Source organism: Streptomyces sp. NPDC050535, from assembly GCF_044457665.1.
Lineage (GTDB): Bacteria > Actinomycetota > Actinomycetes > Streptomycetales > Streptomycetaceae > Streptomyces.
In genome coordinates this window covers 442,328-456,901 of sequence record NZ_JBITHE010000001.1, presented here as the reverse complement: position 1 = coordinate 456,901, position 14,574 = coordinate 442,328, and the positions used below count along the sequence as shown (strand labels likewise).

Here is a 14,574-nt window from a genome sequence, read left to right as displayed (position 1 = left end):
CGTCCCCCGCCCGGAACGCGCCAGGCGCGACCGGTCCGGCCAGGGAGCGGCCCCCTCCCTGCCCGGCCGCTGCCTGGGCGATCTACCGACGACCCCTCCGCCGCTGCGGCTGGAGTCCGCACGTGGGGCCGCCGTCGGGGACGGCCGGAAGCGCACCCCGCGTTCAGGACGCCGTGGCCGCGGCCGCCGCTCGTCCCGCCTGGCGCCCGGAGAACAGGCAGCCGCCGAGGAAGGTGCCTTCCAGGGAGCGGTATCCGTGAACTCCGCCGCCGCCGAATCCGGCGACCTCTCCGGCCGCGTACAGGCCGGGTACGGGGGCGCCGGTGGCGTCCAGGACGCGGCCGGAGAGGTCGGTCTGCAGGCCGCCCAGGGTCTTGCGGGTGAGGATGTTGAGACGTACGGCGATCAGCGGCGCGGCAGCGGGGTCAAGGATCTTGTGGGCCGACGCGGTGCGGCTGAGCGAATCCCCGGGGTAGGACAGGGCGTTGCGGATTCCCATGACCTGAACGTCCTTGGTGTACGGGTTGTCGATCTCCCGGTCCCGCGCGACGATCTGCCGCTGGAGATCGGCCAGTCCGATGAGGCCGTCGCCGGTCAGCTTGTTCATGCCCCGGACCAGTTCGGACAGCGTCGAGGCGACGACGAAGTCGGCGCCGTTCTTCTTGAACCTCTCGATCGGCTCGGGCGTCTGCCAGATGCGTGAGAGCAGCATCAGGACGTCCTTGTTCGTGAGGTCCGGGTTCTGTTCGGAGCCGGAGAGCGCGAACTCCTTCGCGATGATCTTCTGGGTCGTGACGAACCAGGAGTAGTCGTAGCCGGTGTCGGTGATCGACTTGAGGGTGTGGAGGGTGTCGTAGCCGGGGAGATCGGGGGCTGAGAAGCGTTTGCCGGTGGCGTCGAACCACATGGACGACGGCCCCGGCAGGATGCGGATGCCGTGGTTGGCCCAGATCGGGTCGTAGTTCCTCAGGCCCTCCGTGTAGTGCCACATCCGGTCGGGGTTCACGATCCGCCCGCCCGCCTTCTCGGTGATCGCGAGCATCCGGCCGTCCGCATACGCCGGCACACCGCTGATCATCGTCTTGGGCGGGGTACCGAGCCGGGCCGGCCAGTTCTGCCGTACGAGGTCGTGGTTGGCGCCGATGCCGCCGGAGGTGACGATCACGACCGGCGCACTGAGCTCGAAGTCCCCCACCACCGTGCGGGAACTGGCCTTGCCGCGAGCGGCGGAGCTCGGCTCCAGCACCGCCCCGCGTACGCCGGTCACGACGCCTCCGGTCCGTACGACCTCGTCGACACGGTGCCGGAACCTGAGCGTCACCTTTCCGGCCGCTACCGCGGCCCGCACCTTCTTCTCGAACGGCTCGACCACCGCGGGACCGGTCCCCCAGGTGACGTGGAAGCGGGGCACCGAGTTGCCGTGCCCGTCCGCGAGGCCGCCGCCCCGCTCGGCCCAGCCGACGACCGGGAACCAGCGCACTCCCAGTTCGTGGAGCCAGGACCGCTTCTCGCCCGCGGCGAAGTCCACATACGCCTCGGCCCACTTGTGGGCCCAGTAGTCCTGGCCGCCCGGATCGGTCGTGCCCCGGTCGAAGCCGGCCGCGCCGAGCCAGTCCTGCCACGCGAGTTCACGGGAGTCCTTGATGCCCATCAGCCGCTGCTCGTCGGAGTCGACCAGGAACAGGCCGCCGAAGGACCAGAACGCCTGCCCGCCCAGATTGCTCTCCGGTTCCTGGTCGAGAAGCAGCACCCTGCGTCCCGCCGCCGCCAGTTCCGCCGTCGCGACCAGACCGGCGAGGCCGCCGCCGACGACGATCGCGTCCGCGTCCGACGGCCCGGCCGCGGAGGCCGGCGACGCGTTCGACGCGAGGGCGGCACCGGCCAGCACGCCTCCCGCCACGGTCAGGGCCTGACGGCGGCTGACGACCGACGGGGAAGCCGAGTTCTCCATGGGCGCTGCCTTCCTGAAGAGATGCGCGGGGCACGCGGGACGCGAAGGCTGTTACTGCGACAGCCACGCTGTTACCTTCGGTAGCCCTCAGGAAACCAGTCGATGACAGCGGTGTGGTAGGAGCCCGGCTCCAAAGCGACACCGCTTCGTTGTGGTCCGGCGACAGCCCGGACGGAGAGGGGGACCGTGAACGTCGCGGACGAACACGACTCGGTCGCCGAGGTCCTGCGGAGCATGGCCGACGACGTGGACGTGTGCGGTGCCCTCGTCGACGCGGCGAGAGACCGGTCCCCCGAACTGGCCCGGCTCGCCGAGGTGGAGACCCGCTCGCACGTCTCGGCCATGATCCGCGCGGCCGAGAGCTGGTTCGACACCTTCGACCGGGTCGAGGAGCAGGACTTCGCCGCCGCCCTGCTGCTCGGCGCCGACCGCGCCGGCCAGGGCATCCCGATGACCGCCGTACTGCGGGGCCTGCAGGCGGCGTTCACGCGCACCGCGGAGATCATGGTCGTCCGCTGCCGGTCCGGCGGGGTGTCCGACGGCGCGCTGCTCACGATGGTCATGCGCATGAAGGAGTACGGGGACGCGGTCGAGCGTCACGTGATCAACGGATACCGTGCCGCGGAGCAGGGCACGCGGCACGAACCGCTCGGTGAACTCACGCGGGTCCTGCGGCAGATACTGGTCGGCGGGGTCGTCCCGTCCGCCGAGGAGCTGGCGAGGGCCGGAATCCACTCCGGCGGTCGACACCACTGCCTGGTCTGGGACATGGGTGATCCCGCGCACGCGCGTCCGCCCGCGAGTGGGGCCGCCGCGCTTCGCGGGACCTTCGGACCGGTCGAGGGGCGGCTGGTCGGTCTGTGTCCCCGCGTGCCCACTCCCCAGGAGATCGACGCGACAGCCTTTGTCGTCGTCTCCCCGGCGGCTCCCGTGGACGAGCTCCGCCCGCTCTACCGGCTGTGCGTACGGGCGGTGGACATCGGCCGTCGACAGGGCCGGCGCGGACCGCACGACCTCACCGACTTCGCCGCCGAGATCGCCCTGGCGGACCAACCGCTGCTGGGCTCCTGCCTGAGCGGCCGGTTCCTGACAGGCCTCGATCGGTCGGACACCTTCCACCGCCAACTCGCGCTCACCGCGCTGGCCTTCCTCGACAGCGGCCGCCGTCTGGACCAGACCGCGACAGCTCTGTTCACCCACCCCAACACCGTCCGCTACCGGCTCGGCCGACTCCAGCAGATCACCGGCAGATCGCTGACCGACACCCCGCCGGAGAGCCGCTCCGGGCCGCTGAGCACCCTGCACTGGTGGTGGGCGCTGACCACGTGGCTGGGCCCCGGCGGGGACTCGGCCCCCTGAGGCGTCCCTCAGCGTGAGCCGTTCGCGCCCGGGTCGCCCGCCTTGACCAGCCCTGTCTCGTACGCGAGGACCACGGCCTGGGAGCGGTCGCGAAGGGCGAGCTTGGCGAAGATCCGGGCCACATGCGACTTCACCGTGGCCTCGCTCAGGGTCAGTTCGCCGGCCAGTTCCGTGTTGGACAGGCCTCGGCCGAGCAGGGTGAGGACCTCCAGCTCGCGGGGTGTCAGGGACGCGAGGTCGGCGGGCGGGGCGGGCGGGCGGGCGGGGGACGAGGCGAAGCGCTCCACCAGGCGTCGGGTGATCGACGGGGCCAGCAGGGCGTCACCGGTGTCGACCAGGCGTACGGCCGCCGCCAGGTGTTCGGGCGTGACGTCCTTCAGGAGGAACCCGCTGGCTCCGAGTGACAGCGCGGCGTACACATAGCGGTCCAGGTCGAAGGTCGTCAGCATGAGGACCCGGCAGTCCGGACTCCGCGCCAGGATGCGGCGGGTGGCCTCCAGGCCGTCCATGTTCGGCATCCGGATGTCCATCAGCACGACGTCCGGCCGGAGTTCACGCGCCGCCGCCACGGCCGCCACACCGTCGGCCGCCTCGCCCACGACCTCGATGCCGCGGGCGGTGAGGATCAGCCGGAAGCCGGTCCTGATCAGCGTCTGGTCGTCGACGACGAGCACCCGGGGAGCCCGCCCGTCCAGGCCCGCGCGCCCGGCCGTGTCCGCGCCCGTCGTCACGGCCGGTCCAGCGGGATGCGCGCCCGGACCCGGTAGCCGCCGCCGAGCCGGCGCCGGGCGTCCAGGTCCCCTCCGTACACCGCGACCCGCTCGCGCAGGCCCAGGAGTCCGCGGCCCGCGCCCTCCCGATGTCTCGGCACCGGCACCCGCACCGACTGCCCGGCCGCACCGCCGCCGGTCGGCCCGCTCGGACCTCCGGTCAGCACGCTCGGGCCGCTGTTCAGCACCTCTACGCGCAGCGCGTGGTCCGCGTACCGCACGGTCACCTCGGCCTTGCCGCCGTCACCGTGCTTGAGCGCGTTGGTCAGGGCCTCCTGGATGATCCGGTACGCGGTCACGTCGATTCCCTCCGGCAGCGGGCGCTGTTCGCCGGAGATCCGCACCTCGACGGGCAGCCCGGCGAACGATATCCGGTCGACGAGCCGGCCCAGCCGGCCGAGACCGGGCTGGGGCGCGAGTCCGGCCGTACCGCCGAAGCCGCCTCTCCCACCGTCCGCCTCCGGCTCCCGGTCCGTGTCCTCGCCGTTCTGCGACGGCGCCAGCAGGCCCAGCAGGTGCCGCAGATCGGTCATCGCGCCGCGCCCGGCGTCCTCGACGGCCCCCAGCGCCATCTCGGCCTCGTCGGGCATCGTGCCCAGCACCTCTCGGGCGGCCCCGGCCTGGACGACCATCAGACTTACGTTGTGGCTGACGATGTCGTGCAACTCCCGTGCGATGCGGTCGCGTTCGGCCGCGACCGCGTCCTCGGCCGCGTTCTGCCTCTCCCGCTCGAGGAGCCAGCCGCGCTCCCCCAAGGCCGTGTGCCACCGGCGCCGGGTGCGCACCAGCGCCACCGCCAGCCATCCGGCGGTCACGCACGCCACCCCGAGCGCCGCCATCAGCGCGTCGAACTCCCAGGTCCCCACGGTGTTCACCTTCGCAGACGGCCGCCCGACCCGCATCGGCCTGTGGGCGCAGGCGCTGCATCTCCGGGATGACGGGCGGGCCGGTTTGCCACCCGGAGAGGGATGTCCCCTGCCCGGTCGCCGACCTAGCGTCCTGTGCATGGTCACTGAGGACAGCAGGGTCGCCCAGGGCGGCAGGGCCGCCGAGAGCAGCGGCAGGGACGAAGCAGTCGTACGACTGGACGGCGTACGCAAGGAGTTCGGCGAGACGACCGCACTTGACGGTGTGTCACTGGAGATCCATGCCGGAGAGGCGGTCGCCGTGATGGGGCCCTCGGGGTGCGGCAAGTCGACCCTGCTGAACATGATCGCCGGTCTCGACCGGCCGACGGGCGGCTCGGTCGTGGTGCACGGCGAGGACGTGGGCGGGCTGAGCGAGAAAGGGCTCGCGCTGTACCGGCGGCGTCGTATCGGCATGATCTTCCAGTTCTTCAACCTGATCGACGACCTGTCGGCGCTCGACAACGTCGCGCTCGCGGCGCAGTTGACCGGCTCCCCCGCCCGGCAGGCCCGCCGTCGCGCACTGGAGCTCTTCGACGAACTCGGCATCGCGGACCGCCGGAACGCCTACCCGGCGGTGCTCAGCGGCGGTGAGCGGCAACGCGTCGCCGTGGCAAGGGCGTTGATGAACCGCCCCGCCCTGCTGCTGGCCGACGAACCGACCGGCGCGCTGGACAGCCGGGCCGGCGAGCAGGTGATGGACCTGCTGCTCGACCTCAACCAGATCGGCCAGACGCTGATCCTGGTGACCCACGACGAACATCTCGCCCGGCGCTGCGCCAGCCGGCTGGTCGAGGTCGCCGACGGCCGGGTGACCGGCGAGCACACGCTTGCGCGGTCCGCGTGAGGGCGGTGTGGCGGGCCGCCCGCGCGGCGGTGCGGCGGCGCAGACTCCAGACGCTCGTCATCGCGCTGGTCACGCTGACCTCGACCGGGGCGATGGTCGTCGCACTCGGCCTGGTGGACGCGGCCTCCGCGCCGTTCGACAGGGCCTTCGCCGAGCAGCGCGGCCCGCATGTCGTCGCCGCGTTCGATCCCGCGAAGGTGTCGGACGCGCAACTGGCGCGGGCGGCCCGCCGACCCGGGGTCGAGGCCGCCGCCGGGCCCTTTGCCCAGGCCACGGTCGACCTGCCGGAGGGGAAGTCCGACGGCTACGCCCTCGACGGCACGATCACGGTCGTGGGCCGCTCCAGCCCCGGGGGCCCGGTGGACCGGTTGGACCTCTGGGCGGGCAGGTGGGCCACCCGGCCCGGCGAGGTCGTGCTGAACCGTCAGTCGGACTGGACCCCCGACGACCTGGGCAGGAAGATCCAAGTGCCGTCCGGGCCGGCCCTGACCATCGTCGGGTTCGCCTTCGACCTGAGCCGGACCGCCGACGCCTGGGTCGCGCCCGCCCAGATGGCCGCCCTGCGTCCGACCGCCGCCCAGATGCTCTTCCGCTTCACGGGCGCGCCCTCCGCGAGCCGACTCCGCGCGAATCTGGCCTCCGTCACCGAAGGGCTGCCGAAGGGCGCGCTGACCACTCCGCAGTCGTATCTCACACTCAAGCAGGAGATAGGCAGTGCGGCGCGGGCGTACGCCCCCTATCTGATGGCCTTCGGCGTGCTCGGCATCGTGGTGGCGGTGCTCATCGTCGCCAACGTGGTGGGCGGCGCGGTGATTTCGGGCCTGCGGCACATAGGGATCCTCAAGGCCCTGGGGTTCACGCCGGGGCAGGTGGTCGCCGTCTACCTCACGATGATCTCCGTCCCCGCGCTCGCCGGCTGCGTGCTCGGCACGGTCCTCGGCAACGCGCTGGCCCGCCCGTTCTTCGAGTTCGTGTTCACCGGGCCCGAGGCGGGGGTGTTCCACGGCAGCGTCTCCGTCCCGGCCTGGGTGAACGCGCTCACCCTGCTCGGCATGCCCGCCGTGTGCGTCCTCGCCGCGCTCGCCCCCGCGGCGCGCGCGCACCGGATGTCCGCGGCGCGGGCGATCAGCGCGGGCAGCGCCCCGCGGTCCGGCCGGGCGCTCGGCATCCAGCGCAGACTGGCCGGCAGCTCGCTGCCGCGCTCGGTGAGCCTGGGGGTGGGCCTGCCGTTCGCGCGGCCGGGCCGCAGCGCGCTCACGCTCGCCGCCGTGGTCGTCGGGGTGACGACAGTGACCTTCGCGACCGGTCTCGCCACGACGATGACGAGGTTCGGGGAGGCGGGCCGGGACGCCTTCCAGGTGACGGTCTACGCGACCAACTACCAGCAGGGCAAGGAGATCAAGCCGGTGCACGGCGACCTCGAACTCCAGTCGCTGCTGGGCTCGTTGCCGGGCGCGACCGAGGTCACCGCGCGGGGGTACGCGGACCTGCGCCTCGCCGGCACCGCCCGCAAGGTGATGCTCGAGGGCCGCCGCGGTGACCGGCCGCAGCTCAACAACGTCCTCACCGGCGGGCGTTGGATGCACCGGGACGGCGAGGTCGTGGCCGGATCGGCCTTCCTGCGCCAACAGGGGCTCGCGGTCGGGGACCGGTTCGCGCTGGAGAAGGGCGACCGGCAGGAACAGGTGACCGTCGTCGGGGAGTTCATGGAGAGCAACAGCGATGTGATCGCCACGAGTTGGCCGACGATGAGGGCGCTGGCACCTCGGGAAGAGCCGATCGCGTACCACGTGCGGCTCGACGGCGGCGCGGACGCGGCCGCCTACGCACGCGCGGCGCGGGCCGCCGATCCCGGGGTCAGCACCGCGGTGACCGGACCGGACACCGTCACCCGGACCATCATCGGCTCAGCGACGGTGCTCACCCTGATGCTCGCCCTGGTCTCGTCGCTCGGCGTCTTCAACACGGTCGTCCTGAACACTCGTGACCGACGCCGGGACCTGGGCATGCTCAAGTCCATCGGTATGACGCCACGGCAGGTCACAGCGATGATGGTGACGTCGATGGCGGTACTCGGCGCGGTCGGCTCACTGCTCGGTATCCCGCTGGGCATCGCCGGCTACCACCTGGTGGTGCCGCGCATGGCGGACGCGGTGTCCATCTCGCTGCCCGCGTACATGACGGACGTCTGGCGGGCCCCGGCGCTGACCGGCATGGCCCTGGCCGGCATCGGAATCGCGGTCCTCGGCGCGTTCGTCCCGGCCAGGAGCGCGGCACGGCTCACGATCGCGGAGGTGCTGCACAACGAGTGAGGCCAAGGACACCGCACCCGGGTCGGCGCACGATCCGGCCCGGGTCGGAGGGAAGCCCGGTCCAAGGGGGCGCCGCAGGATCAGAGCGGAAGCCTGATGGTGAAGGCCGTCGCGCCCGGCCGGCTGGTCAGTTCGACGGTGCCGCCGTGCGCCCGCACCAGTGACCGCACCACCGCCAGGCCAAGACCGCTGCCGCCCCGGTCGCGGCTGCGGGCCTTGTCGACGCGGTAGAAGCGGTCGAAGACCCGCTCCTGGTCGGCGACAGGAATGCCAGGACCCGTGTCGGCGACCCGCACCACCGCCGCGCCCGCGGCGACGGACACGTCGACGGACACCCGCGTACCGGCCGGTGTGTGCACGGCGGCGTTGGTGAGGAGGTTGTCGAGGACCTGCCGGATGCGCAGGGTGTCGAGGCGCAGCCGGACCGGTTCGGGGCCGGTGGTCAGGGTCAGCTCGTGGCCGGGGTGTCCGGCGCGGAAGGCGTCGGCCGCCTCGCGGGCCAGCTCCGCCAGGTCCGCGTCCGCCAGTCGCGGCGGTGCCTCCGCCTCGGCGGAGTCCAGCCGGGCGAGCAGCAGCAGATCGTCCAGGAGTACGCCCATCCTGGCCGCCTCGGCGCGCAGGCGGGCCAGGTGCTTCTCGCGTTCGCCGGGCTCGTTGGCCGCCGCGTACTGGAAGAGGTCCGCGTAGCCGCGTACGGACATCAGCGGGGTGCGCAGCTCGTGCGAGGCGTCCGCGACGAACCGGCGGAGCCGTTGTTCGGCCTCGGTGCGGACGGCGAGGGAGTTGTCGATGTGCTCCAGCATGGTGTTGAACGCGGTGCGCAGTTCCTCGACCTCGGGGCCGCCGTTGCCCTGGTCGGCGCGCACCGGCAGCCGGGCCGACTCCGTGAAGTCGTGCGAGGTGATGCCGCGGGCCGTGTGCGCCATGTCGCTCAGCGGTTTCAGGCCGCGCCGCAGCACCGCCCGGCCGATCACCACGAGGGCGAGGAGCGCGAACGTGAACGCGACGACCTGGACCGTCACCAGCTGCCGCATGGTGTTGTCGATGTCCTTCATGGGCGCCGCGGTGACCAGGACCACGCCGGGTTCGACGGCGCAGGCGCGAAGCTGATAGGTGCCCTCGCCGTCGATGTGGGCGGTCCGGACGAGGTCTTCCGTGCCCGACTCGGCCAGCGCCCTGGCGGCGGCGACGAGCGCGTCGTCGTCGGCCGGCACGTCGGCGGGCCTGCGGATCTCGGCCGTACCGTCCGAGACCTGGTAGGAGGCCGTGTACCAGCCCCAGTACGGCTCTCCCCGTACGTTGCCCTCCGCCTTGACGTCCTCGGTCTGGGTGACCTGGACGAGCTTCATCTGGTCGCCGAGCTGGTTCTCCAGGTAGTCCCTCATGTACGTCGACAGGGCCGTGCCGACGACGGCGAACGCGACCAGCGACAGCACGCCCAGGCCGAGTGCCAGCCGGGTGCCCAGGCGCATCCTGCGGTAGGTCCCCCGGAACCGGCGGATCACTCGGCGACCTGCCGCACCACGTACCCGACACCCCGCACGGTGTGGATCAGCGGTTCGCCGACGTCGTCGAGCTTGCGGCGCAGCCGGCTGACGACCAGCTCGACGACGTTGGAGCGGCCGCCGAAGCCGTACTCCCAGACGTGGTCGATGATCTGGGCCTTGGTGAGCACGGTGGGTGACTTGCGCATCAGGTAGCGGAGCACCTCGTACTCGGTGGGTGTGAGCGTGAGCAGCTTCTCGTCGCGACGCACCTCGCGGGTGTCCTCGTCCATCGTCAGGTCGGCCACCCTGAGCACGGACCGCTGGAACCCGGGCCCCGCGGCGCGGCGCAGCACAGTCCGCAGCCGGGCCATGAGCTCCTCCACGGCGAACGGTTTGACCAGGTAGTCGTCTCCGCCCCGGGTGAGGCCCGCGACCCGGTCGGCCACCCCGTCCCGCGCGGTCAGGAACACCACGGGCACCATCGTGCCGGACTGCCGAAGCCGGTCCAGGACGCCGAAGCCGTCGAGTCCCGGCAGCATCAGGTCGAGCACCACGATGTCCGGATGGAACTCGGCGGCGCGGGCCAGCGCCTCTTCGCCCGTGTTGGCGGTGACGGCCTCCCACCCCTCGTAGCGGGCGACCGTCGCGACCAGGTCGGCGATGGGAGGATCGTCGTCCACGACGAGAAGTCGTACTTTTTCCACGAGCCCATAGTGCTTCACCTGCGGCCGGACGCCATACCCGCGGGCTCGCCAGATCCACATCGGTAAGAACTTGAAAGTTGACCGACAGGGAAACGACAGCTCCCACCCGGCAGGCTCGGTATCCCCGGACCCGAACGAGGAGCTCCCGTCCGTGACGACTGTCGAACGACTCCAGCCGCCCCCCACGGCGGTGCGGCCCAAGGTGGTGGCCCGAGCGGGCCTGTACGCCCTGCTGGCCGTGAACGTGGGCGTGGTGGCCGTCTTCTTCCTCCAGTCCCCGCTCGACACGAACGCCCTGATCCTGCTGGGGCGGCTGTGCGGGCTGTACGGCGCGCTTCTGATGGCGTTCCAGTTGCTGCTCGTCGCCCGGCTGCCGTGGCTCGACCGGCGGATCGGCATGGACCGGCTGACCTCCTGGCACCGCTGGGTCGGCTTCGGCCTGCTGTGGACGCTCCTCGGGCATGCCACGTTCATCACCTTCGGCTATGCCGAGTCCTCGTCGATGGGCCCGGTGGACCAGCTGGTGAACCTCGCCGAGACCGTCGAGGGCGTGTTGCGGGCGGTCGTCGCGCTGGTGCTGATCCTCGGGATCGGCACGGTGTCGGCGCGGTTCGCCCGGCGCCGGCTGGCGTACGAGACGTGGCACTTCATACATCTCTACACGTACGTGGCCGTGGTGCTGGCGTTCACGCACCAGGTCGGGGTCGGTACGACCTTCACCACCTCGTCCACCGCGACGGCGTACTGGTGGGGCCTGTGGGGCGCGGCGCTCGGTTCGGTGTTCCTGGGCCGGGTGGTGCTCCCGCTGTGGCGGAACCTGCGGCACCAGCTTCGGGTCTCGGCCGTGGTGCCCGAGTCCGACAACGTCGTGTCCGTCTACATGACCGGCCGCGACCTGGACCGGCTGCCCGCCCGGGCGGGCCAGTTCTTCCTGTGGCGGTTCCTGACCCGGGACCGGTGGTGGCAGGCCAACCCGTTCTCGCTGTCGGCGGCGCCGGACGGCCGCACCCTGCGTCTGACCGCGAAGACCGCCGGCGACGGCACCGCCGCCCTGCGGCATCTGAAGGTCGGCACCCGGGTCTTCGCCGAGGGCCCCTACGGCGCCTTCACCACGATGCACCGGACGCGGCCGGACGCCGTGCTCATCGCGGGCGGTGTGGGCATCACCCCGATGCGGGCGCTCCTCGAGGAACTCCAGGGCCATGTGGTGCTCATCTACCGGGTCGCCAGGGACCAGGACGCCGTCCTCTACGACGAACTGCGCGAGCTCGCCCACGTCAGGGGCGCGGAGCTGCACCTGGTCACCGGACCGCCGGTGCCCGACCGGCTGGCGCCCCCGGAACTCGTCAAGGTCGTGCCCGACATCGCCGACCGGGACGTCTACGTGTGCGGCCCGCCCGGTATGACCGGCGCTGTCCTGCGCACCCTGCGCGAGCTCGGTGTGCCCAAACCGCAGATCCATTCCGAGCGCTTCAGCCTGGCCGGATGAGGGGAACACCGTGAAGCGAGTACTGCCTGTCGTCGCCCTGTCCGCTCTGGGCCTGATCACGGTGTGGCGTTACGAACCGTCCGCCGACACGTCGTCCGCCGCGACGGAGGTCGCCGCGCCCGCCCCGACACCCTCCGCGTCCTCCTCCTCGGGATCCCCCTCGGCGGACCCCTCCGAGTCAGCCGCGTCCTCCGGCACCTCCACGAAGGTCGTCGCGGGTTCGACCGTCGCCACCGAGAAGGGTGACGTGCGGGTCGAGGTGACCTTCGAGGGCGACGAGATCGCCTCCGTGCGGATGCTGCTGCAGCCCAACCATCCGCAGACCACCGCCGCCGTGCCGGTCCTGATCCAGGAGACCCTGGCGGCACAGAGCGCCGACATCGACACGGTGTCCGGTGCCACTATCACCAGCGACGGCTACAAGGAGTCGCTCCAGGCCGCGATCGACTCGAAGGGCGCCTGACGTGCGGCGGGTCGAGCATGTCATGGGGTTCCCGGTGTCGCTGCGGATCGACGACGGGGACGGGGACACCCAGGGGGAGGCCGCGGACGCGGTGTTCGCCTGGCTGCGCGAGGTCGACGCCCGGTTCAGCCCGTTCAAGCCGGACAGCGAGGTGTCCCGGCTGGACCGGGGCGAGCTGGCACCGCACGATCTCAGCCCCGATCTGGCCGAGGTCCTCGGTCTGTGCGAGGACTACCGGGTCGCGACCCTGGGCGCCTTCCAGGTGCGGCTGCCCGGTCGTGGACTGGACCCCTGCGCGGTCGTGAAGGGCTGGTCGGTGCAGCGCGCCGCGGAGTTGCTGACGGCGCGCGGAACGCGCAGGTTCTGCCTGAACGCCGGTGGTGACGTGGCCTCGGCGGGCGGCCCGTGGCGGGTGGGCGTCCGGCACCCCGAGCGGGCCGACCGGCTGTGCGCGGTGCTGGAGATCGCCGACGGCGCGGTGGCGACGTCCGCGCGGTACGAACGCGGGGACCACATCGTCGACGGACGCACCGGCCGTCCGGCGACCGGACTGCTCAGCATGACCGTCGTGGCCCCGTCGCTGACCGAGGCGGACGCCACGGCGACCGCCGCGTTCGCGATGGGCGCGGAGGGTGTCGGGTGGGCCGCCGCGCGGGAGGGCTGCGAGGTGTTCGCGGTCGACGCCGAGCACCGGGTCTTCCGCAGCCCGAATCTGCCGGTCGCCGCCTGAGAGACTCCAAGTCGCCTGCTGTTCCTACGAGTACGAGGGCTCCCCGCGTTCTGCGGGGAGCCCTCGTACTCGTAGCGCTACGGGGTGTCCGCTCCCCCGGCCTATGCGCGCCGGTGGACGAACCAGCCGCCCACCGTGAGCAGCGCGGCCAGCGCCGCATGCCCAGGACGGTGACACCGGTGGAGGCGAGGCTGCCGCCGGTGGTGGTCGTGCCCGAGGTGGTCGAACCGGAACCGGAACTCGTCTAGGCGCCGGTGCCGCTGGTCCCGGCGTCCGTCGCCGCCGTCGGTGCCGCCTCCGTCCGTGCCGTTGCCGACAGGCTGTCGGCAACAGGTTGACTTAGGTAAGCCTAAGAAGGATTATCTGAGCTGTCGGCGCGGCATCACGTGTGGCCGCCACTCGCTTCTGCGCAGCCTTTTGCTCCCTTTTGTGCTTTTCCATGTCCTGGAGGTCCCCTTGAATGCCCGTGCCGTCACCGCCGACGCGACACCGTTCTCGGTGCTGATCCGCACCGCGTCGCACGACCAGCACACCGAGGCGGAGAACTCCGGGTTCATGAGCGACCTGCTCGGCGACCGGCTCGGCGTCGAGGCGTACGCGCGCTACACCGAGCAGCTCTGGTACGTCTACCGCGCCCTGGAAGCCTCGGCCGAGGCGCTCGCGGACGACCCGGTGGCCGGACCGTTCATCCGGCCCGAGCTCTTCCGGGTGGCGGAGATCGAGCGCGACCTGGCGCATCTGCGGGGTTCCGACTGGCGCGAGACGGTCAGCGCGCTGCCGGCGACGCTGGAGTACGCGGCGCGGGTCGAGGAGTGCGCGCGGACGTGGACCGCCGGGTATGTCGCGCACCACTACACCCGCTACCTCGGCGATCTCTCCGGCGGCCAGATCATCCGCGGCACGGCGGAGAAGACCTGGGGCTTCGCCCGCAAGGGCGACGGGGTGCGTTTCTACGTCTTCGAGGGCGTCGCGAACCCGGCCGAGTTCAAGCGGGACTACCGCGCGCTGCTCGACGCGATAGCCGTGGACGACCGGGAGAAGCAGCGCGTCATCGAGGAGTGCAACCGGGCCTTCGTCCTCAACGGCGCGGTCTTCCGGGAACTGGGCGAGGAGTTCCGCCCTACCGCCTGAGGCCTAAGCGCGCACGGATCCGCCGGGCCGAGGAACTTGGGGCCGGGCCCCGGAGCGCGTACGGGCCCCGGCCGAGGACTTGAGACCAGGCCCCGGAACACCTTCCGGGTCACTCGGCCGAAGGGCCTGAGCCCGGACCCGGAACACGTCCGGGCCGTCCCACCGAAGGGCTGAGACCGGCCCCCGGAGCGCGCACGGCCCGCCGGGCGAAGGGACTTGGGGCCGGGCGCCCGAGAACGTACGGGCCGTCCGGCCGAAGGGGCTTGCGGCCGGGCGCCGGAGTAGGCGTACCGGCGGAATCGTCGGCTGGGCTCCGGGCCCGTCGGCGCCGGCGTCGAGGACTCCGGGGCTGCCGGCCAGGGCGCCCCATCCCCCACCGATCAGTGACCAGCTCTACGACGCCCACGAAAGCCAGGAGGCGAAGTG

General features: G+C 72.0%; 13 protein-coding genes. 8 read left to right on the top strand and 5 right to left on the bottom strand.

Annotation, left to right across the window (positions count from 1 at the left end):
• Positions 1-163: 163 nt before the first annotated feature.
• Positions 164-1,951: an FAD-binding dehydrogenase gene (locus ACIBLC_RS01890; RefSeq protein WP_399208634.1), complete on the bottom strand. Its 1,788-nt coding sequence runs from the start codon at positions 1,949-1,951 to the stop codon at positions 164-166.
• Positions 1,952-2,137: 186 nt separating this feature from the next.
• Here ACIBLC_RS01890 and ACIBLC_RS01885 point away from each other — a divergent pair, with 186 nt between their 5' ends.
• Positions 2,138-3,310, top strand: coding sequence for a PucR family transcriptional regulator (locus ACIBLC_RS01885; protein WP_399208633.1), 1,173 nt, complete (start codon positions 2,138-2,140; stop codon positions 3,308-3,310).
• A gap of 8 nt (positions 3,311-3,318) precedes the next feature.
• Here ACIBLC_RS01885 and ACIBLC_RS01880 read toward each other — a convergent pair whose 3' ends face one another.
• The gene (locus ACIBLC_RS01880; protein ID WP_399208632.1) at positions 3,319-4,041 is read right to left on the bottom strand and encodes a response regulator; all 723 of its coding nucleotides are present in this window, start codon (positions 4,039-4,041) and stop codon (positions 3,319-3,321) included.
• The gene (locus ACIBLC_RS01875; protein WP_399208631.1) at positions 4,038-4,946 is read right to left on the bottom strand and encodes a sensor histidine kinase; all 909 of its coding nucleotides are present in this window, start codon (positions 4,944-4,946) and stop codon (positions 4,038-4,040) included. The genes ACIBLC_RS01880 and ACIBLC_RS01875 overlap by 4 nt, the downstream gene beginning before the upstream one ends.
• A gap of 139 nt (positions 4,947-5,085) precedes the next feature.
• Here ACIBLC_RS01875 and ACIBLC_RS01870 point away from each other — a divergent pair, with 139 nt between their 5' ends.
• Positions 5,086-5,832, top strand: a complete 747-nt coding sequence (locus ACIBLC_RS01870; RefSeq protein ID WP_399208630.1) for an ABC transporter ATP-binding protein — start codon at positions 5,086-5,088, stop codon at positions 5,830-5,832.
• Complete coding sequence (locus ACIBLC_RS01865) at positions 5,829-8,144, top strand: ABC transporter permease (RefSeq protein ID WP_399208629.1); 2,316 nt, start codon at positions 5,829-5,831, stop codon at positions 8,142-8,144. The genes ACIBLC_RS01870 and ACIBLC_RS01865 overlap by 4 nt, the downstream gene beginning before the upstream one ends.
• An 80-nt stretch (positions 8,145-8,224) precedes the next feature.
• On the opposite strand, the gene ACIBLC_RS01860 is transcribed toward ACIBLC_RS01865, so the two are convergent.
• Positions 8,225-9,649: a sensor histidine kinase gene (locus ACIBLC_RS01860; RefSeq protein ID WP_399208628.1), complete on the bottom strand. Its 1,425-nt coding sequence runs from the start codon at positions 9,647-9,649 to the stop codon at positions 8,225-8,227.
• Positions 9,646-10,335, bottom strand: a complete 690-nt coding sequence (locus tag ACIBLC_RS01855; protein WP_399208627.1) for a response regulator transcription factor — start codon at positions 10,333-10,335, stop codon at positions 9,646-9,648. The genes ACIBLC_RS01860 and ACIBLC_RS01855 overlap by 4 nt, the downstream gene beginning before the upstream one ends.
• Positions 10,336-10,486: 151 nt before the next feature.
• Between ACIBLC_RS01855 and ACIBLC_RS01850 the strand changes: the two genes are divergently transcribed.
• The 5 genes from ACIBLC_RS01850 to ACIBLC_RS01830 all read left to right on the top strand — a co-directional run bounded on the left by ACIBLC_RS01850 (position 10,487) and on the right by ACIBLC_RS01830 (position 14,148).
• The gene (locus ACIBLC_RS01850; RefSeq protein ID WP_399208626.1) at positions 10,487-11,824 is read left to right on the top strand and encodes a ferric reductase-like transmembrane domain-containing protein; all 1,338 of its coding nucleotides are present in this window, start codon (positions 10,487-10,489) and stop codon (positions 11,822-11,824) included.
• Between the two features lie 10 nt (positions 11,825-11,834).
• Positions 11,835-12,287 carry an FMN-binding protein gene (locus tag ACIBLC_RS01845; RefSeq protein WP_399208624.1) on the top strand — a complete coding sequence of 151 codons (453 nt, stop codon included), beginning with the start codon at positions 11,835-11,837 and terminating at the stop codon, positions 12,285-12,287.
• Position 12,288: 1 nt separating this feature from the next.
• The gene (locus tag ACIBLC_RS01840) at positions 12,289-13,017 is read left to right on the top strand and encodes an FAD:protein FMN transferase (protein ID WP_399208623.1); all 729 of its coding nucleotides are present in this window, start codon (positions 12,289-12,291) and stop codon (positions 13,015-13,017) included.
• A gap of 113 nt (positions 13,018-13,130) precedes the next feature.
• On the top strand, positions 13,131-13,265 hold the full coding sequence (locus ACIBLC_RS01835) for a hypothetical protein (protein WP_399208622.1): 135 nt from the start codon (positions 13,131-13,133) through the stop codon (positions 13,263-13,265).
• A 208-nt stretch (positions 13,266-13,473) separates the two neighbouring features.
• On the top strand, positions 13,474-14,148 hold the full coding sequence (locus ACIBLC_RS01830; RefSeq protein ID WP_399208621.1) for a heme oxygenase (biliverdin-producing): 675 nt from the start codon (positions 13,474-13,476) through the stop codon (positions 14,146-14,148).
• The last annotated feature ends 426 nt before the right edge of the window (positions 14,149-14,574 follow it).

Excerpts from the sequence above, each read along its gene's own strand:
- ACIBLC_RS01890 (WP_399208634.1), bottom strand. The coding sequence starts at position 1,951 with ATGGAGAACTCGGCTTCCCCGTCGGTCGTCAGCCGCCGTCAGGCCCTG.
- ACIBLC_RS01870 (WP_399208630.1), top strand. The coding sequence starts at position 5,086 with ATGGTCACTGAGGACAGCAGGGTCGCCCAGGGCGGCAGGGCCGCCGAG.